The sequence below is a fragment of the Sphingomonas sp. Leaf25 genome, from assembly GCF_001421635.1.
GTDB lineage: Bacteria > Pseudomonadota > Alphaproteobacteria > Sphingomonadales > Sphingomonadaceae > Sphingomonas.
In genome coordinates, this window is the sequence record NZ_LMKU01000033.1 from 623,189 (window position 1) to 640,485 (window position 17,297).

The window sequence follows — 17,297 nt, forward strand, 5'->3', positions numbered from 1 at the left end:
CCTTGTGCAAGGGGGTTCAGGCGGTCGCGGCGTGCGCGAGCGTCGGGGTATTGTCCTGTCCGTCGGCGGTGCGGCGGAAACAGACGAGCGAGAAATGGCCGAGCGGCGGGAGCGGGCGGCGTTCGACCAGTTCGGCATGCGGATGGCGCAGCGCCCAGTCGCCATAGACCGACCACGGGAAATCGGTACGCCAGCCCAGCCGGCTGGTGACGGGCATCAGCGCGCGCTCGATCTTCGATCGCACCCCGGTTTCCGCCCCCAGCCGGGTGGTGATGACGATCAGCCCGCCGGGCCGCACCACGCGCAGGAACTCGCTCAAGGCGCGCTCGGGGTGCGGCACCGCCGACACGACGTACTGCGCGACCACCACGTCGAACGAGGCGTCAGGAAAGTCGAGCGCCTCGGCATCGCCGATCGCGATCCGCTCGACCTGGGTCAGGTTCAGCCGCTTCACCCGGTCGCGCGCCTTGTCGAGCATCTGGTCGGCAATATCGATGCCGGTGATCCGGCTGTCGGCGCGGTAATGCGGCAGCGAGATGCCGGTGCCGACCCCGACCTCCAGGATGCGCCCGCCCACTTCCTCGGCGGCGTCGATCGCGGCGCGCCGGCCGCGCCGGAATACCGGTCCGAACACCAGATCATAGATCGGTGCCCAACGGTCATAGGCGCTGGCCACGCCGACGCGGTTCAATTCCTGAGCCAAAACGTACATTCCCTCACGTCAGCGCCGAGACGGCGGTCCGACGAAAAAGGGTGACGCGCTTCGATGACACGGCGATGGCGGTATGAAGTCGCCAAGGTTTCAGTTTGATGCAAGCGCACGTCATCGCCGCGCAACAATAGTGTCGCGCGATGCCGCTAGATCGATGGCAACAAGGACGCAGGTCCGGTCCGCTATCGTGGAGGCAAACGATGACGACGACCACAATATCCCGGACGGAAGCTCGTCCGGTCGCAAAAAAGTCCGATCGGTCGATGATGACATCACTGGCGCGCAAGGTACCGGACTGGATCAACGACCCGCAATCCTATCAGGTCGACGGACCGAAACGCTCGTATCGCACCGTGTTCATCTCCGACGTCCACCTCGGCACGCCGGGGTGCAGCGCGGCGCAACTGGTCGATTTCCTCCATTCGATCGAATGCGAGACGCTGTATCTGGTCGGCGACATCGTCGACGGCTGGCAGATCCGCAAGGGCTGGTACTGGCCCTCGGCGCACAACGACGTGATCCGGTCGATCCTGAAGTTCGCGCGCCGCGGCACCCGCGTCATCTACATCCCTGGCAACCATGACGAGGCGTTCCGCGATTACGTCGGCCTCGAATTTGGCGGCGTCGAGATGGTCGAGGAGGACATTCACGAAACCGCCGACGGCCGCCGCCTGCTGGTGCTTCACGGCGACAAGTTCGACGGCGTGGTGCTCTATGCCCGCTGGCTCGCCTTCCTCGGCGACTATGCCTATACCGCGCTGCTGAAAGCCAACAGCGTCTGGAACTTCGGACGGCGCAAGCTCGGCCTGCCTTACTGGTCGCTGTCGGCCTATGCCAAGCACCGGGTCAAGAACGCGGTCAATTTCATCGGCCGGTTCGAGGAAACGGTGGCGCATGCCGCCGCCGAACACGGCGTCGACGGCGTGGTGTGTGGCCATATCCACACCGCCGAAATCCGCCAGATCGGCGACATCACCTATTACAACGACGGCGATTGGGTGGAGAGCTGCACCGCGCTGGTCGAGGATCACAGCGGGGCCATGTCGCTGATCGACTGGCGCGCCGAGACATGGGGCAGGGACCTCGCCAATGCCCCGGCGAAGGCGCTCGCCCCGCCCCGGGCGGTCGCCACCGCATGAGGATCGCGATCGTCAGCGATGCGTGGACCCCGCAGGTCAACGGCGTCGTCCGAACGCTCCAGACGACGATCGGCCGGTTGCAGCAGCGCGGCCATGTGGTGGAGACGTTCACCCCCGACGGCTTCGCCACCCGCGCCTGCCCCGGCTATCCCGAAATCCGCCTTGCGCTGGGGTGCGGTGGTGAACTGGGCAAGCGCCTGTCCGCCTTCCATCCTGATGCGATCCATATCGCGACCGAAGGCCCGCTCGGCTGGGCGGCGCGCGGCTGGTGCAAGGCGCGCGGCGCGCGCTTCACCACCTCGTTCCACACCAATTTTGCCGACTATCTGGCGATGCGGACGCATCTTCCGGCCGGGCTGTTCTGGCCGTTTCTGCGCCGTTTCCACGCCCGCGCCAGCGGGGTGATGACCGCCACCGCTCGCGTCGCCGAGGCGCTGTCCAGCCGTGGCATCGACCATACCCGTCGCTGGTCGCGGGGCGTCGACCTGTCGTTATTCAAGCCCGATGGCGGCCGGCTCGACCTTGCGACGCTGCCGCGTCCGATCCTGCTGCATGTCGGGCGGATCGCGATCGAAAAGAATATCGAGGCGTTTCTGGCACTTGACGTGCCGGGCACCAAGCTGCTGGTCGGCGACGGTCCGGCGCGCGCCGACCTCGAACGGCGCTATCCGCTCGCCCGGTTCGTGGGCGTGAAGCAGGGCGCGGCGCTCGCCGCCGCGTACCGCGCCGCCGATGTGCTGGTGTTCCCCAGCCGTACCGACACCTTTGGCCTCGTGATGATCGAGGCGCTGGCCTGCGGCACGCCGGTCGCGGGCTATCCTGTGCCCGGACCGCTCGACGTCATCGGCACCGACGGGATGGGCGGCGGCCATGAGCGGATCGGTGCGATCGACGACGATCTGGCCAGCGCCGTCACCCTCGCGCTCACCGCCGATCGCGACGCCTGCGCGCGGATCGGCAGCGGCTATTGCTGGTCGCGCTGCACCGACCAGTTCGTCGGCAATCTGGTCGACGCACAGGTGCCCGCCCCCGCGCCATAGTCCCGCCGACGCTTTTCGTGGCGTCGCAGCATCTTGCCCGCTACCACGTCCGCAACGGACAAGGGGAACAGGCGATGGCCGGTGGATTGGTGGCTCTGCTCGATGACGTCGCGGCGATCGCGAAGCTGGCGGCGGCCTCGCTCGACGACGTGACGGCGGCGGCCAGCCGTGCCGGGGCCAAGGCGGCGGGCGTGGTGATCGACGATGCGGCGGTAACGCCGCGCTATGTCGTCGGCCTGTCGCCGGCGCGCGAACTGCCGATCATCGGCAAGATCGCGATGGGCTCGCTCAAGAACAAGCTGCTGATCCTGCTGCCCGCCGCACTGCTGCTCAGCGCGTTCGCGCCATGGGCGATCACCCCCATCCTGATGGTCGGCGGCGCGTTCCTGTGCTACGAAGCGGCGCACAAGATCATCGGTTCGTTCACCGGCGGCCACGAAGCCGATGAAGCGGCGACCATCACCGATCCGGTCGAACTGGAAAACCGGCAGGTCGCAGGTGCCATCCGCACCGACCTGATCCTGTCGGGTGAGATCATGGCGATCGCGCTCGCCGAACTGCCCGACATGGGCATCGGGATGCAGGCGGTGGTGCTGGCGGCGGTCGGTATCGCGATCACTGCCGGGGTGTACGGTGCGGTCGCGCTGATCGTGAAGATGGACGACATCGGCCTCGCTCTCGCCAAACGGAGCAGCGCGGTCGCGCAGGCGGTCGGTCGCGGGCTGGTGAAGGCGATGCCAGTGTTGCTGAAGGCGCTGGCGCTGATCGGCACGGCGGCGATGCTGTGGGTCGGCGGACAGATCATCGTGCATGGCATGGAGGAATTCGGCCTCGTCACCCTGCCGCACCTGATCCACGACACCGCGCATCATGCTGCACAAGCCCTGCCCGCGATTGGCGGGGTGGTCGCATGGATCGTCAACGCCGCGCTGTCGGCGGTGGTCGGCATCATCGTCGGCGGGATCGTCGTCGGTGCGCTGCACCTGATCCCGCGCAAGCATTGAGCATCGCTCGGCCGGCATCGCCCGGCCGCCTGCCGCTATTCGCGCTGCTCGGCTTCGCGAGCGGCCTGCCGCTCGTGATGTTCTCGACGGTCCTCGCGCTGCGGTTGCAGGCGGCGGGGGCGGCGCTGGTCGTCATCGGCTTCTTCGCATGGGTGCAGTTGCTGCCCAGCGCCAAGTTCCTGTGGGCACCGCTGCTCGACCGCTACGACGTGCCGGGTTTCGCGCGCTGCTGGGGGCGGCGGCGCGGATGGATATTGCTGGCGCTGCTCGGCATCGCCACCGCGTTGGCCGGGCTGGGGATGAGCGATCCGCGCGACCTGCGGCTGACCGCAGGGTATGCGGTGCTGCTCGCCTTCTGGACGACGACGCTCGACATCGCGGTCGATGCGTGGCGGATCGAACAAGCGCCGACGCCCGAAGCACAGGGGCCGATCGCGGCGGCGAACCTGTGGGGCTATCGTTCGGCAATGGTCGCGGCGGGCAGCGGCGCGCTGCTCCTCGCCGATCGTGGCGGGTGGGGCATCGCCTATCTCGTCGTCGCCGGTGGCGCGCTGCTGCCGTTTCCGCTCATCGCCATGATGAAGGGCGAGGGGCGCCGGACGGTGGCGTTGCTCACCGGTCTGCTGGCGAGCGCCGCGATCCTGACCGTCGTGGGGCTCGTCGCCGGTGCAATCACCTGGGGCGTGGTCGCGGCGGGTAGCGCCGGCGGGATCGGCGCGGCGACCAATGTCACCCCCTATGTCCTGCTCGCCTGCATGCTGCCGTTCGTCGCGATGGCGATCGCCCTGCCGCGCATCCGGCGTGCCGGCCCCACGTCCCGGCTGCGAACCTCGCTCGCGCTTGGACCCTATGTCGAATTCTTCCGCCGCTACGACCACGTGGCGATCGTGCTGCTGGCGTTCGTCTCGCTCTACCGGATGGGCGACGTGCTGGCGCTGAATCTGTCGAAGCCGATGATCCGCTCGCTCGGCTACAGCCTGACGCAGATCGGGCTGGCCGACAGCCATGTCGCGTTCGCCGCGACGATCGCGGGCATCGGCGCGGGCGGATGGATCGCCGCGCGCTGGTCGCCCGGCCGGGGGCTGGCGATGGGCGCGTTGTTTGCCGCGATCGGTAACCTCGGCTTCGTCTGGCTGGCACATCGCCCGCCGGTCGAGGCATGGCTGTACCTCGCCACCGCCGCCGATCAGTTCGGCAATGCGATGGCGGCGGCGGTGTTCGTCGTCTATCTGTCGCTGCTGGTCGATCCGCGCTTCGCGGGCGCGCAATATGCCTTTCTGTCGGGGTTCGCCTTTCTGTTGCCGCGCCTGCTCGCCGGGGCCGGGGGCGGCATGGTGGTGGCGATCGGCTATGACGGGTTCTTCCTGCTCTCGGCGCTGCTCAGCCTCGCCGCGATCCTGTTCGTGCCGTTCGTTGTCAGGCCGAAACCGGCATTATAGCGCGGCGGCGATCGTCAGCAGCGCGCGGTCCATGATCGCCGTCGCCGAACCGCCCTCGGGGACATCATTGGCATAGAAGGCGAAGGTCAGCCGCCGTCCGCTCGCGGCGGTCATCACCCCGGCCAACGCCGAGGTGCCCGACAGTGATCCGGTCTTGGCCGACAGCCGCCCGGCGAGCGCCGTGCCCTGAAACCGCCGGGCGAGCGTGCCGTCGACCCCCGCCACCGGCAGCGTCGACACCCATGCCGCCCCCCATGGCTGGCCATCGATCCAGCGCAGGAACCGCACCATCGCGCGCGGCGATACCCGGTTGTAGGTCGACATGCCCGACCCGTCGGACAGGTCCCATGCGGTGCGCGGCACGCCCGCCGCCTCGATCAGTACCGCGATCCGCGCGATCCCGTTGCCGATCGATCCGCCGCCACGCAGCGCGCCGATCCGGCGCAGCAGCAGTTCAGCGTGCAGATTCTGGCTGGTCTTGTTGGTGATGCGCAGGTCGTCCGGCAACGGTGCGGGGGCGGTGGTCGCGAGCATCGCCGGCGGCGCGGCGCGCTGCACGACCGCGCGCTCGTCGCCCGGTTGCCATGGCCGGTGGCGCACGCCGATATGCCCGCGCACCGCCATGCCGCGCGCCCGCAGCATCGCGGCGAAGGTCCATGCCGCATAGTGCGCCGGATTGTCGATCCCGACCCGGATCGTCTCGACCGTGCCCGGCGCGATCGTGCCATGGATGCGCAGCAGGTCGCTGCCCGGCATCCGGTCGACGCCGATCGCGCTGCGCGGGCCGACCATCACTCGCGACTCGATCCGGTAATAGCTCGCGCCGGCCACCGTCACCCGGCCCTCGCCATCGACCCGCACCGTCAGTGTCGCCTCATTGTCGTCGAGGGTCAGCGCCGACACGCCGGTGCCCGAGCGGGTGGGGATGTTGTTCCACGCCATGCCGGGCGACCAGCGCTGATCGGGGAAGGCGCTGTCGTCGCCGATCACGTCGCCCACCCGTCGCGTCCGCGCGGCGACGGCATCGGCCAGCGTCGCGAGACAGTCGACGACACAATCCGCCGCCGCCGACAGCCGCGCATCGCCCGCGCCGACCAGGACGACGTCGTCACCCTCCAGCCGGACCCCGGTCGCCGCCGTATCCGGCCCGTCGACCGGCAGCATCGCGAAAGCGGCGGCGGTGGTGAAGATCTTGGTGTTCGACGCCGGCACGAACCGGTCGTCGGGGGCGATGGCGATGTGTTCGGTGCCCTGATCGTCGACCACGACCAGCCCGAAGCGGGTGCCCGCCGGTGCCTCCGCCAGCACCTGGCGAACCTGCGCCTCGACCGGTGCGGCACCCAGCAGGAGCGCGAGAACGACGCTCATCGGCGTCGCTCCAGATAGACATCATGGTCGAGCGCGCCCTCGATCCGCGCGACGGCGAGCGCCACGCCGAGATTGGCGCTGGCCGACGGCACCGTCCGCGTCATGTCGAGCAGCCGGTCGAACGGCAGGACGAAGCCGACGACCAGCGCGGTCGCCTCCGCCGACACGCCCACTGCCGACAGCACGGCGGCGAGCATGAACAGCGACGCCGACGGGACCGGCGCGGTGCCGAACGCGGCCAGCGCGCCAGTCAGCCATACCGTTACCAGGACCGCTGGCGTCAGCGGCACCCCGAACGCCTGCAACGCGAAGGTGGCGAGCAGGCCGACATACATCGCCGTCCCGTCCTTGCCGATGCTGGCCCCCAGCGGCAGCACGGTGGAATAGACCGGCCGCGCGATCCCCAGTCGCTCGCCCGCGATCCGCATCGCCACCGGCAAGGTGGCGGAGGAGGACGCGGTCGAAAAGGCGACGACCAGTGCATCGACGATCTTCGCGTAGAAGGGCCGCACCGGCAGCCGCGCGACCAGCCGCACCAGCGCGGCGTGAACCACCGTCAGTTGCACCAGCGACCCGATCAGCACCGCCAGCGCCAGCCAGCCGATATGGACGAACACCGCCGCGCCGCCGCTCGCCACCGCATTGGCGATCAGCGCGAACACCCCGAACGGGGTCGCCTCCATCACCAGCGTGACGATGCGCAGCAACACCGCCGACAGCGACTGGAGCAGTCGGGCGAATGGCGCGCCGGCTTCCCCGGCCAGCACCGTGCCGCATCCGGTCAGGATCGCGACGAAGATCAGTGCGAGCATGTCCCCCTTCGTCAGCGCCTCGACGATGTTGAGCGGCACGATGCCGACCAGTTGCGCATAGGGGGTGGCTATCGCGCCGAGGTCCTGCGGTGCCGCGCCGCCGACGCCCGCGCCGACGCCGGGCCGGACCAGCAGCGCGGTGGCGATGCCGACCGCGACCGCCACCAGCGTCGTCGCGGCGAACAGCAGCGCGGTGCGTCCGCCGATCCGCCCCAGTCTGCCCGGATCGGCCAATTGGGTGATTCCGGCGGCGATCGTCACCAGCACGATCGGCGCGACCAGCATGCGAATCGCCCGGACGAACAGGTCGCCGAGGATCGCGACCGACGGCGCGGCCTGCGGCCAGAACAGCCCGAGCAGCAGCCCGAGCGCGAGGCCGCCCAGCACCCGCCGCCACAACGGAATAGCGAACCACCCCTTCAATCCGCCACTCCCCCTTGGGTCCCCGGCGGCGATGCTAGGCTGCGCACTGCGGCGATGCCACCCTTCGCTGCATCCATACCGCGAACGCCAGGACGACGGCGAAGGCGAGGCAGGGCAGCAGCATCGCATGCTGGATGGTAAAGGCACCCCGGCTGAGCCAGCCCATCAGCGGCGGGAAGAGCGCGCCGCCGATCACCGCCATGATGATGAGCGGCGCGCCCAAGGTCGCCTGCGGCCCCAGATCGCGCAGCCCTAGCGAGAAGATCGTCGGGAACATGATCGACATGAAGAAGCCGGTGAGCAGCAACGCCCCGATCGCGACGGTGCCCCCGGCGAAGGCCGCGACCAGCGTCAGCACGATATTGGCGATGGCGAACAGCGCGAGCAGTCGCACCGCCGCGATCCGCTGCATCAGCGCCGCGCCGGCGAGGCGGCCGATCATGAACAGCAACAGGCTGATCGACAGATAATAGGCGGCCTGGCGTTCGGACGTCGCCGGGCTGATCGCCTTGACGAAATCGACGAAGAAGCTCCACACGCCAACCTGCGCACCGACATAGAAGAACTGCGCGATCACCGCGCCGCGCAGCGCGCCTACGCGCCAGACCGATCCGATCCCGCGCAGCGTGCCGCCGGGCGCGTCATGCGCGATCGGCGGCAGACGGACGACCGCGACCACCGCCGCCACCAGCACGACGACTCCGGCCAGCACCAGATAGGGGAGCTGCACCATCTGCGCCTCGGCCGCGCGATAGGCGTCGAGGCTGGCGGCGTTCATCGCGTCCAGCGTCGCGGCATCGTGTTCGACGCCCGAAAAGATGAACCATGCGCCGAGGCTGGGGGCGAGCGTCGCGCCCAGCCCGTTGAACGCCTGCGCCAGATTGAGCCGCTGTTCGGCGCGGGCCGGATCGCCGAACGCGACGATATAGGGGTTGGCCGCTGTTTCGAGGAACGCCGCGCCGGCGGCGATGACGAACAGCGCGCCGAGGAATGCGCCATACACCCGCACGTCCGCCGCGGGATAGAACAGCACCGCCCCCAGCGCATAGAATCCGAGCCCCGCGAGGATGCCGGCACGATAGCCGAAGCGACGCATCACCAGCCCGGCGGGCAACGCCATGACGAAATAGCCGAGGTAGAAGACGAACTGGATGAACCCCGCTTCCGCCCGGTTGAGCGCCAGCGCCTTTTGAAACTGGCGGATCAGGATGTCGTTGAAGTTGTTGGCGACCGCCCACAGCAGGAACAGGCTGACGATGACCACGAAGCCGGTGCGATAGCCCGGCGTGATGAACGGATGACGCCCGCCATCGGGCGACGGTCCGGGCGGGGGCGGGACGGGAATGGTCGGGATCGGCATGGCATCCTCTCGACCCGGCGATTTCCGGGTTCATTCTTCGGGTTGTTAGCGCTAACGAATGGCGCAGGCGCACGACGATGCCCGCATGATACCAGGAGAGTCGCACGATGACAGGTCGATCCAATCCCGCGCCCGGCGCACCGCTGGTCATTCGCGACGCGCGGGTGATCGTGACCTGTCCGGGGCGCAATTTCGTCACGCTGAAGATCGAAACCGATCAGGGGGTGTACGGCATCGGCGACGCAACGCTGAACGGGCGCGAACTGGCGGTCGCCGCCTATCTGACCGAGCATGTCGTCCCCGTCCTGATCGGGCGCGACGCGCACCGGATCGAGGATGTCTGGCAGTATCTGTATCGCGGTGCCTATTGGCGGCGCGGGCCGGTGACGATGACCGCGATCGCGGCGGTCGATACCGCGCTGTGGGACATCAAGGCGAAGGTCGCCGGGCTGCCGCTCTACCAGTTGCTCGGCGGCCGGTCGCGCGACGGCGTGCTGGTGTACGGCCATGCCAATGGCACGGACATCGCGGAGACGGTCGATACCGTCGCCCATTACCGCGCGCTGGGCTATCGCGCGATCCGGGCGCAATCGGGGGTGCCCGGCGTTAAGGGTGCCTATGGCGTCGGGTCGGGCGCGGGCAAGATCTACGAACCGGCGGGCGGCGCGCTGCCGCAGGAGACCTTGTGGTCGACGCCCGCCTATTTGCGCCATGCTCCCAAGCTGTTCGAGGCGATCCGGCTGGCGCATGGCGACGAGATCGAGCTGCTCCACGACGTCCACCACCGGCTGACCCCGATCGAGGCGGCGCGGCTGGGCAAGGCGCTGGAGCCGTACAACCTGTTCTGGATGGAGGATGCGACCCCGGCCGAGAATCAGGAGGGGTTCCGCATCATCCGCCAGCATACCACCACGCCATTGGCGGTGGGCGAGGTGTTCAATTCGATCCACGACTGCCGCACGCTGATCGAGGAGCAGTTGATCGACTATATCCGCGCGACCGTGGTCCATGCCGGCGGCATCACCCAGTTGCGCCGGATCGCCGATCTCGCCTCGCTCTACCATGTCCGCACCGGCAGCCATGGCGCGACCGACCTGTCGCCGGTGTGCATGGGGGCGGCGCTGCATTTCGACACCTGGGTCCCGAATTTCGGCATCCAGGAATATATGGCGCATGCGCCCGAAACCGACGAGGTCTTTCCGCACGATTACCGGTTCGAGGACGGGTATCTGAAGGTTGGCGACACGCCCGGCCACGGTGTCGACATCGACGAGGCGCTGGCAGCGAAATATCCCTATAGCCCGAAGCAGTTGCCGGTCGCGCGGCTGGTCGACGGGACGCTGTGGCACTGGTGATGCCATAGCCCGGCCCGGTCGTCCGATCGGGCCGGGGCGGGTCACGGATGCTCGCTGAGCGCAAAGATGCGCGCCATCGGCGTCCAGCGGCTGCCGTCCGGGGCGTGGGGCAGCGCGCGTTGGAACTGCCCCATGCGCGCTTCCCATGCGATCACCGCCGGATCGGCGGCGTCGGCCCGCGATTTGGCGGCGGGGTCGAAGTCCGGCGTGGTCCGCATGACCATCACCAGCCGGTTGCCGGTGCGATAGATCTCCATCGCGACGATCCCCGCCGCGCGGATCGCCGCCAGCACGCCGGCGGGCACGTTGCCGGGTCTATGCCAGCGATCATATTCGGCGATCGCGGCCGCGTCGTCGATCAGGTCCAGTGTCAGAACCTGTCCGGTCATGCGTTCGACCAGCCGCCGTCGATCACATGCACCGCGCCGGTGGTGTAGGACGAAGCGTCGGAGGCGAGATACAGCGCCAGTTCGGCGATCTCCTCCGCCCGGCCCAATCGCCCCATCGGCTGGCGCGCGGTGAACGACGCGCGCGCCGCCTCCGCATCGCCGGTCGCGGCCATGCGCTCCTCCAACGAGGGCGACTGGACGGTGCCGGGGCAGATCGCGTTGCAGCGGATGCCCTGGGCGACGAAATCGAGCGCGACCGATTTGGTGAGGCCGATCACCGCCGCCTTTGACGCGGTATAGACGAAGCGGTTGGGCACCGCGATCACATGGCTGGCGACCGACGACATGTTGACGATCGACCCACCGCCCGCATCGATCATCGCCGGGAGCAGCACGCGGATCAGGCGATATTGCGCGCGAACGTTGAGGTCGAAGCTGAAGTCCCAGTCGGCTTCCCCGGTCGTCAGGATCGTGCCGGCGTGGACGAAGCCGGCGCAGTTGAAGAGGATGTCGACCGCGCCGACCCGGGCCGCGAACGCCTCGATCGCTTGAGGGTCGAGCAGGTCGACGACATGGCCCTCGCAGCCCGCCAGCGACGCCAGCGCATCGCCGTTGATGTCGAGTGCCAGCACCCGCGCGCCTTCGCGGGCGAACAGTTCGGCGGCGGCGCGGCCGATGCCTTGCGCGGCGGCGGTAACGATGGCGGTCTTGCCAGAAAGACGGGTCATGCAGGCTCCGAAATGGGCAGGGGGGCGTCGGCGCGAACCAGACCGGCGTCGATCAGGTCGTGCCACAGGGCGGGGGGCAGCGGCAGGCGGGCGAGCCGCAGCGTATCGGCGACTTCGTGCGCGGTCGCCATGCCGGGGATGACGGCGGCGACCGCCGGATGGGCCTGGACGAATTGCAGCGCGGCGGCGGCCATCGGCACGGCATGGGCGTCGCACAGCTCGGCGATGGCATCGACCCGGCGGACCACGTCGGGCGGTGCCAATTCGTAATTGTAGCGCGCGTCGCCGCCGGTGCCGGTGGCGAGAATCCCCGAGTTGTACGGGCCGCCGATGATGATCTCGACGCCGAGCGACCGGCAACGCGGCAGCAGCGAATCGAGTGCCGCCTGTTCGAGCAGGGTGTAGCGCCCGGCGAGCAGGATCGCGTCCAGCTCGACCCGGTCGATCAGTTCCTCGCACACCGCGATCTCGTTCACGCCGATGCCGATCGCGCCGATGCTGCCCGCGTCGCGCAGGTCGCGCATCGCGCGGTAGCCGCCGTCGAGGAAGGTCGCGAGCATCGCCGGGTGATCCGCGCCGTGGGTCATCGCCCCGAGGTCGTGGGCGAGCAGCAGGTCGATTCGGTCGCGGCGCAGCCGGTGCAGGCTCTCCCCGAACGATCGCAGCACGCCGTCGCGGCTGTAATCGAACGCGCTTTCGACCGGTTCGGGCGAGACGAAGCCCTGCCGCTCCCCCGACAATGCATCAGGCGCGACGGGTTGCAGCACGCGGCCGACCTTGGTCGAGATATGAGCGGTGCCGCCGGGATCGAGGTCGGCGAGCGCCGCGCCCAGCCGGCGTTCGGACAGGCCGAAGCCATAGTGTGGCGCGGTATCGAACCGGCGGATGCCGCCGTCCCATGCGGCGGCGACCGCGCCGCGCGCGGCATCGTCGCCGATCGGTCGATACAGATTTCCGATCGCCGCCCCGCCGAAACCAAGCGGGGCGGGCGGTTGCCCAGACGTCATGCGCTGTCCTCTCTTCGCTTATATTCGCGAAGAAATTTCACCTGTCAAAACGAAAGGATCAGTAGACGACGACCGAGCGGATGCTTTCCCCGGCGTGCATCAGGTCGAAGCCCTTGTTGATCTCGTCGAGCGAGAGGACATGGGTAATCATCGGGTCGATCTCGATCTTGCCGTTCATGTACCAGTCGACGATCTTCGGCACGTCGGTCCGCCCCTTCGCGCCGCCGAACGCGGTGCCGCGCCAGTTGCGGCCGGTCACGAGCTGGAACGGGCGGGTGGCGATTTCCTTGCCGGCTTCGGCGACGCCGATGATGATGCTGGTGCCCCAGCCGCGATGGCAGGCCTCCAGCGCCTGGCGCATCACGTCGGTGTTGCCGGTGCAGTCGAAGGTATAATCGGCACCGCCGTCGGTCAGCGCGACCAGATGCTGGACAAGGTCGCCGGCCACCTCGCGCGGGTTGACGAAATGGGTCATGCCGAAGCGGCGGCCCCATTCCTCGCGGTCGGGATTGATGTCGACGCCGACGATCAGGTTCGCGCCGGCCATCCGCGCGCCCTGCAACACGTTGAGGCCGATGCCGCCCAGACCGAACACGATGACATTGTCGCCGGGCGCGACCTTCGCGGTGTTCACGACCGCGCCGACGCCGGTGGTGACGCCGCAGCCGACGTAGCAGCTCGTCTGGAACGGCGCGTCCTCGCGGATCTTGGCGACGGCGATCTCGGGCAGGACGGTGAAGTTCGAGAAGGTCGAGCAGCCCATGTAATGATAGATCGGCTGCCCCTTGTAGCTGAACCGCGTGGTGCCGTCGGGCATCAGCCCCTTGCCTTGCGTCGCGCGGATCGCGGTGCAGAGGTTGGTCTTGCCCGACAGGCATGATTTACACTGGCGGCATTCGGGGGTGTAGAGCGGGATGACGTGATCGCCCACCGCCACGCTGGTCACGCCCGCGCCGACTTCGCGGACGATGCCGGCGCCTTCGTGGCCCAGCACCGAGGGGAACAGCCCCTCGCTGTCCAGCCCGTCGAGGGTATAGGCGTCGGTGTGGCAGATGCCGGTCGCCATGATCTCGATCAGTACTTCGCCGGGCTTTGGGCCTTCGAGGTCGAGTTCGACGATTTCGAGTGGGCGCTTCGCTTCGAAGGCGACGGCGGCACGAGTCTTCATGGGATGTCTCCTGAGGTTGGGCGTGGGGTAGCGGCGACGGGCCGGGAACGGCAAGGGGGGACGCGCCGCCGCCGGTGCGCTAGAGGGCGGGTGATGTCGCTTCGTCTCGTCCTTCCGTGCGCCGCCCTGCTGCTGTCCGCCTGTGCCGGGGGCGACTATCGCCCGGTCAGCGATGCCGTGGTCAAGGTGGGCGCGCCGTACCGGGTGCGGGGCGTGGCCTATGTGCCCGCCGCCGATCCGGGGTACGACATGCTCGGGCTGGCCAGTTGGTACGGTGCCGAGTCGGGGAAGCGCACCGCCAATGGCGAGCGGTTTCGCAGCGACTGGGTGACGGGGGCGCACACCACGCTGCCCTTGCCCAGCTATGTCGAGGTGACGGCGCTCGACACCGGGCGGCGGATATTGGTGCGGATCAATGATCGTGGGCCGTTCGTCGGCAAGGGGCGGATCCTCGACCTGTCGCGCGGCGCGGCCGAGGCGTTGGGGGTGGCGCGCGCCGGGGTGGTGCCGGTGCGGGTGCGGCTTGTCTCGCCCGACGCGCGTGACCGGGCGCGGCTGCGCAAGGGGAAGGCGGCGCGGGGGTTGCCGCCGGTCAGCGAGGCTATCCGGTTGAATTTGCTGGGGCAATTGCACAACGCGCCGGGCAAGGCGCTGCGGAGCAGCGCCGAGCCGTACTAGGCGCGTCTGGCCGGCGGCGCAAAAAGCGCCGACCGACGACACGGGCTTTGCCCGTGGCGGGCCGCGCCATTCCCGCCAAAGTTTACAAAGTTTACACTAGCGACGCATTTGTTGCGTAGCGTTCGCAACAAGGGCCGGGGCGTCGGGACGGGGTTCGACGGGGTCAAGGAGCAGGCACCCGCAGGGGTGGCGGCGGGCAGCATGGCGGATCGGCCGGGTGTAGGACAGCCCTCAACGCGGGGCGACCCGTTCGGCCTGCATCTCCAGAAGGTCGGCGTCCTGCTCCGCCAGCACCGGCACGCCGAGCGCGGTACGCAGGCTGTCGGGAACGAGCGCGCGGTCATAGGGGTCGCGGGTCGGCGGCTGGCCGTTCATCTGGCGTGATTGCGTGCCGTAGATCTGCTTCTGGCCGATCACTTGCAGATAGCGGTCGAGCGTGGCGGCGGCGATCCAGCTTGCACCTGCCTTGCCGCGCGCGACGGCGGCCAGCGCCAGCGAATGGGCGAGGAGATAATCCTCGGGCTTGCCACCATGCTGGAACACGAAGGCGGCGGCGTAATAGTCCTCGCCGGTCGACAGCTTGCCGGTGTCGAGCAGGGTGCGGGTGCGGATGCGGCGCGCGGCATCGTCGGCGAGCATCTTCCGAACGAAGGGGATGTCCCGCATCTGCGCAGGCGTGATGTTGGTGCGGACCGCCTGATCCTCGGCGAACAGGCGGGCCATTTCGGGGTTGTCGGTCGGCGCGGCGCTCTGTGCCGCTGCCGCGAGCGGGGTGAGGAACAGGGCGGACAGGGCGAGTAACGGGTGACGCATGGAACCTCGCGGATGGGAAGCGGGGTGGAACATGCGGCAGGCGTTGTGGGGTGTATATGCGAAAAGGGCGGCCCGTTGCGGGGCCGCCCTTTTCTGTTTCTGCCAGCGCCATGGGCGAAGCCCATGTCGTCGGTGGCTGCCTTGGCAGCGCCGGCCGTTCGCGCTGAGGAAGTGCCTTGGTCCAGCTTTGCTGGACCTTGGCTCAGCGCGAATAGAACTCGACCACCAGGTTCGGTTCCATCTTCACCGGGTAGGGCACTTCGTCCAGCGTGGGAACGCGGGTGAACGTCACCTTGGTGCCTTCGGCGCCGATGTACTCGGGGATGTCACGCTCGGCGAGCTGCTGCGCTTCGAGGACCAGCGCCATTTCCTGCGCCTTGGTGCCGAGCGAAATCTCATCGCCGACGAAGCAGCGGCGCGACGCGATGTTGCACTTCACGCCGTTGACGCGGACGTGACCGTGGCTGACGAGCTGGCGCGCGGCCCACACCGTCGGCGCGAACTTCGCGCGGTACACGATCATGTCGAGGCGCTGTTCGAGCAGGCCGATCAGGTTCTGGCCGGTATCGCCCTTCATGCGCGACGCTTCTTCGTAGGTGCGCTTGAACTGCTTTTCGGTGACGTCGCCGTAATAGCCCTTGAGCTTCTGCTTGGCGCGGAGCTGGATGCCGAAGTCCGACATCTTGCCCTTGCGGCGCTGGCCATGCTGGCCGGGGCCGTATTCGCGCTTGTTGACCGGGCTCTTGGGGCGACCCCAGATATTCTCGCCAAGACGGCGATCGAGCTTGTACTTGGCGCTGGAGCGCTTCGACATGGGTATTTCCAATGCAATTGCGTATGACGTTTGACCACCCGGCAGGGTGATCGCGAGTCCCGGTCTTCGCGGCCGGCGGATGCCGGGGCCACCGCTTCACCGGGGTGCGGGGCCAAATTGCGAAGCGGCGCGGTTAGACGGCGGGGGCGGTGGAGTCAAGGCGGGGGTGGGGCGGTGCCGCCTGGGAGCGGAGCAAAAGTCGATCGGAGCGCCGGCAACCTTGCTCCCCTCCCTGGCAGGGAGGGGTTGGGGGTGGGTCGGTTGGTGAGGAACGGACGCGCTCCACAACCGGCCAACCCACCCCCGGCCCCTCCCTTGTCAGGGAGGGGAGAAGAAAGTCGATCCGCCCCTCAATAATTCTGGCGGCTGGTGCGGCGGCGCATCTGTTCGACGTCGCTGTTGTTCGCCGCGTCGATCGCCGCCCATTCGGTCGCGCTGTGGCATTCGCGCTTGGCGGCGACGCGCGATCCGGTGGGGGCAGGCATCTTGCGACAGATGCGCTCGTTCGGGTTCTTGGGCGGCACCGGCGCGACGGGGGGCGTGGGCGCTTGTGCGAGGAGGGCTGCGAGCAGGAGGGCGGTCGACATGGGGGCAGGGTCCTTCGATGTGGCGCGCGGGCCGAACCCGATACAAGCAGAGTGGGATGCGCGGGGCAACCGGTTGGTCGCGAGACGGTCGACAGCGGCGTTCGCGACGCTAAAGCGGGTGGCCATGACGACCAAGATCCTGCCGCCCGCCGACTGCACCACCATGGCCGAGGTCCGCGCTGGCGTCGACAGCCTCGACCGCGAGCTGGTGGCGCTGCTGGCGCGGCGCTTCGGCTATATGGACGCCGCCGCGCGGATCAAGCCGGACCGCGGCGCGGTACGCGACGAGGCGCGGAAAGCGCAGGTCATCGCCAATGCGCGTGCGGCGGCGGTCGCGGTGGGCGCGCCCGAGGCGGCGATAGGCGAGCTGTGGGAAGCGCTGGTCGAGGCGTCGATCGCCCATGAACTGGCAAGGTTCGACGCGACGCGGGGGTAAGCCACAACGCACCTGTCATTCCGGC

18 protein-coding genes are annotated in these 17,297 nt (G+C 68.7%); 7 read left to right on the forward strand and 11 right to left on the reverse strand.

Features of this window, described 5'->3' with window-relative positions; translation table 11 throughout:
* Positions 1 to 16 precede the first annotated feature (16 nt).
* On the reverse strand, positions 17 to 712 hold the full coding sequence (locus ASE78_RS17770; protein WP_056499002.1) for a class I SAM-dependent methyltransferase: 696 nt from the start codon (positions 710 to 712) through the stop codon (positions 17 to 19).
* 263 nt (positions 713 to 975) lie between these two features.
* On the opposite strand from ASE78_RS17770, the gene ASE78_RS17775 reads away from it, so the two are divergent.
* The 4 genes from ASE78_RS17775 to ASE78_RS17790 all read left to right on the forward strand — a co-directional run bounded on the left by ASE78_RS17775 (position 976) and on the right by ASE78_RS17790 (position 5,334).
* Positions 976 to 1,851, forward strand: a complete 876-nt coding sequence (locus ASE78_RS17775) for a UDP-2,3-diacylglucosamine diphosphatase (protein WP_235515139.1) — start codon at positions 976 to 978, stop codon at positions 1,849 to 1,851.
* Complete coding sequence (locus ASE78_RS17780; RefSeq protein WP_056499007.1) at positions 1,848 to 2,891, forward strand: glycosyltransferase family 4 protein; 1,044 nt, start codon at positions 1,848 to 1,850, stop codon at positions 2,889 to 2,891. Before ASE78_RS17775 ends, ASE78_RS17780 begins: the two co-directional genes overlap by 4 nt.
* A gap of 74 nt (positions 2,892 to 2,965) precedes the next feature.
* Positions 2,966 to 3,895, forward strand: a complete 930-nt coding sequence (locus ASE78_RS17785; protein WP_056499348.1) for a DUF808 domain-containing protein — start codon at positions 2,966 to 2,968, stop codon at positions 3,893 to 3,895.
* Complete coding sequence (locus ASE78_RS17790) at positions 3,892 to 5,334, forward strand: MFS transporter (protein ID WP_235515140.1); 1,443 nt, start codon at positions 3,892 to 3,894, stop codon at positions 5,332 to 5,334. The genes ASE78_RS17785 and ASE78_RS17790 overlap by 4 nt, the downstream gene beginning before the upstream one ends.
* On the opposite strand, the gene dacB is transcribed toward ASE78_RS17790, so the two are convergent.
* The 3 genes from dacB to fucP are packed head-to-tail and all read right to left on the reverse strand — an operon-like array spanning position 5,329 to position 9,297.
* Entirely contained in the window at positions 5,329 to 6,702 is a 1,374-nt protein-coding gene (dacB, locus tag ASE78_RS17795) for a D-alanyl-D-alanine carboxypeptidase/D-alanyl-D-alanine-endopeptidase (RefSeq protein WP_056499010.1), read from the reverse strand. The genes ASE78_RS17790 and dacB overlap by 6 nt on opposite strands.
* Positions 6,699 to 7,937, reverse strand: a complete 1,239-nt coding sequence (locus ASE78_RS17800; protein ID WP_056499013.1) for a dicarboxylate/amino acid:cation symporter — start codon at positions 7,935 to 7,937, stop codon at positions 6,699 to 6,701. Before ASE78_RS17800 ends, dacB begins: the two co-directional genes overlap by 4 nt.
* Positions 7,938 to 7,971: 34 nt before the next feature.
* Positions 7,972 to 9,297 carry an L-fucose:H+ symporter permease gene (gene fucP, locus ASE78_RS17805; protein ID WP_082467311.1) on the reverse strand — a complete coding sequence of 442 codons (1,326 nt, stop codon included), beginning with the start codon at positions 9,295 to 9,297 and terminating at the stop codon, positions 7,972 to 7,974.
* Between the two features lie 107 nt (positions 9,298 to 9,404).
* On the opposite strand from fucP, the gene manD reads away from it, so the two are divergent.
* Positions 9,405 to 10,652: a D-mannonate dehydratase ManD gene (gene manD, locus ASE78_RS17810; RefSeq protein WP_156349082.1), complete on the forward strand. Its 1,248-nt coding sequence runs from the start codon at positions 9,405 to 9,407 to the stop codon at positions 10,650 to 10,652.
* A gap of 41 nt (positions 10,653 to 10,693) precedes the next feature.
* Here manD and ASE78_RS17815 read toward each other — a convergent pair whose 3' ends face one another.
* The 4 genes from ASE78_RS17815 to ASE78_RS17830 are packed head-to-tail and all read right to left on the reverse strand — an operon-like array spanning position 10,694 to position 13,944.
* A complete protein-coding gene (locus tag ASE78_RS17815; protein ID WP_056499017.1) occupies positions 10,694 to 11,041 on the reverse strand; it encodes an L-rhamnose mutarotase in 348 nt (115 codons plus the stop codon).
* The gene (locus tag ASE78_RS17820) at positions 11,038 to 11,769 is read right to left on the reverse strand and encodes an SDR family oxidoreductase (protein WP_056499021.1); all 732 of its coding nucleotides are present in this window, start codon (positions 11,767 to 11,769) and stop codon (positions 11,038 to 11,040) included. Before ASE78_RS17820 ends, ASE78_RS17815 begins: the two co-directional genes overlap by 4 nt.
* A complete protein-coding gene (locus ASE78_RS17825) occupies positions 11,766 to 12,776 on the reverse strand; it encodes an aldo/keto reductase (protein WP_056499022.1) in 1,011 nt (336 codons plus the stop codon). Before ASE78_RS17825 ends, ASE78_RS17820 begins: the two co-directional genes overlap by 4 nt.
* Positions 12,777 to 12,834: 58 nt before the next feature.
* Positions 12,835 to 13,944 carry an S-(hydroxymethyl)glutathione dehydrogenase/class III alcohol dehydrogenase gene (locus tag ASE78_RS17830; protein WP_056499025.1) on the reverse strand — a complete coding sequence of 370 codons (1,110 nt, stop codon included), beginning with the start codon at positions 13,942 to 13,944 and terminating at the stop codon, positions 12,835 to 12,837.
* Positions 13,945 to 14,037: 93 nt separating this feature from the next.
* Between ASE78_RS17830 and ASE78_RS17835 the strand changes: the two genes are divergently transcribed.
* Complete coding sequence (locus ASE78_RS17835) at positions 14,038 to 14,622, forward strand: septal ring lytic transglycosylase RlpA family protein (RefSeq protein ID WP_056499027.1); 585 nt, start codon at positions 14,038 to 14,040, stop codon at positions 14,620 to 14,622.
* A gap of 231 nt (positions 14,623 to 14,853) precedes the next feature.
* On the opposite strand, the gene ASE78_RS17840 is transcribed toward ASE78_RS17835, so the two are convergent.
* The 3 genes from ASE78_RS17840 to ASE78_RS17850 all read right to left on the reverse strand — a co-directional run bounded on the left by ASE78_RS17840 (position 14,854) and on the right by ASE78_RS17850 (position 16,836).
* Entirely contained in the window at positions 14,854 to 15,435 is a 582-nt protein-coding gene (locus tag ASE78_RS17840; RefSeq protein ID WP_056499030.1) for a hypothetical protein, read from the reverse strand.
* 202 nt (positions 15,436 to 15,637) lie between these two features.
* Positions 15,638 to 16,249: a 30S ribosomal protein S4 gene (rpsD, locus tag ASE78_RS17845; RefSeq protein WP_055758364.1), complete on the reverse strand. Its 612-nt coding sequence runs from the start codon at positions 16,247 to 16,249 to the stop codon at positions 15,638 to 15,640.
* A gap of 350 nt (positions 16,250 to 16,599) precedes the next feature.
* Positions 16,600 to 16,836, reverse strand: coding sequence for a hypothetical protein (locus ASE78_RS17850; RefSeq protein ID WP_056499033.1), 237 nt, complete (start codon positions 16,834 to 16,836; stop codon positions 16,600 to 16,602).
* A gap of 124 nt (positions 16,837 to 16,960) precedes the next feature.
* Here ASE78_RS17850 and ASE78_RS17855 point away from each other — a divergent pair, with 124 nt between their 5' ends.
* Positions 16,961 to 17,272, forward strand: a complete 312-nt coding sequence (locus ASE78_RS17855; RefSeq protein WP_056499034.1) for a chorismate mutase — start codon at positions 16,961 to 16,963, stop codon at positions 17,270 to 17,272.
* Positions 17,273 to 17,297 lie beyond the last annotated feature (25 nt).

What these genes read in the sequence shown, in the direction of transcription:
- manD (WP_156349082.1), top strand. Translation starts at nt 9,405, where the DNA reads ATGACAGGTCGATCCAATCCCGCGCCCGGCGCACCGCTGGTCATTCGC.
- ASE78_RS17815 (WP_056499017.1), bottom strand. Translation starts at nt 11,041, where the DNA reads ATGACCGGACAGGTTCTGACACTGGACCTGATCGACGACGCGGCCGCG.
- ASE78_RS17785 (WP_056499348.1), top strand. Translation starts at nt 2,966, where the DNA reads ATGGCCGGTGGATTGGTGGCTCTGCTCGATGACGTCGCGGCGATCGCG.
- ASE78_RS17820 (WP_056499021.1), bottom strand. Translation starts at nt 11,769, where the DNA reads ATGACCCGTCTTTCTGGCAAGACCGCCATCGTTACCGCCGCCGCGCAA.
- ASE78_RS17840 (WP_056499030.1), bottom strand. Translation starts at nt 15,435, where the DNA reads ATGCGTCACCCGTTACTCGCCCTGTCCGCCCTGTTCCTCACCCCGCTC.
- fucP (WP_082467311.1), bottom strand. Translation starts at nt 9,297, where the DNA reads ATGCCGATCCCGACCATTCCCGTCCCGCCCCCGCCCGGACCGTCGCCC.
- ASE78_RS17770 (WP_056499002.1), bottom strand. Translation starts at nt 712, where the DNA reads ATGTACGTTTTGGCTCAGGAATTGAACCGCGTCGGCGTGGCCAGCGCC.
- dacB (WP_056499010.1), bottom strand. Translation starts at nt 6,702, where the DNA reads ATGAGCGTCGTTCTCGCGCTCCTGCTGGGTGCCGCACCGGTCGAGGCG.
- ASE78_RS17780 (WP_056499007.1), top strand. Translation starts at nt 1,848, where the DNA reads ATGAGGATCGCGATCGTCAGCGATGCGTGGACCCCGCAGGTCAACGGC.
- ASE78_RS17830 (WP_056499025.1), bottom strand. Translation starts at nt 13,944, where the DNA reads ATGAAGACTCGTGCCGCCGTCGCCTTCGAAGCGAAGCGCCCACTCGAA.
- ASE78_RS17775 (WP_235515139.1), top strand. Translation starts at nt 976, where the DNA reads ATGATGACATCACTGGCGCGCAAGGTACCGGACTGGATCAACGACCCG.
- ASE78_RS17825 (WP_056499022.1), bottom strand. Translation starts at nt 12,776, where the DNA reads ATGACGTCTGGGCAACCGCCCGCCCCGCTTGGTTTCGGCGGGGCGGCG.
- rpsD (WP_055758364.1), bottom strand. Translation starts at nt 16,249, where the DNA reads ATGTCGAAGCGCTCCAGCGCCAAGTACAAGCTCGATCGCCGTCTTGGC.
- ASE78_RS17855 (WP_056499034.1), top strand. Translation starts at nt 16,961, where the DNA reads ATGACGACCAAGATCCTGCCGCCCGCCGACTGCACCACCATGGCCGAG.
- ASE78_RS17850 (WP_056499033.1), bottom strand. Translation starts at nt 16,836, where the DNA reads ATGTCGACCGCCCTCCTGCTCGCAGCCCTCCTCGCACAAGCGCCCACG.
- ASE78_RS17835 (WP_056499027.1), top strand. Translation starts at nt 14,038, where the DNA reads ATGTCGCTTCGTCTCGTCCTTCCGTGCGCCGCCCTGCTGCTGTCCGCC.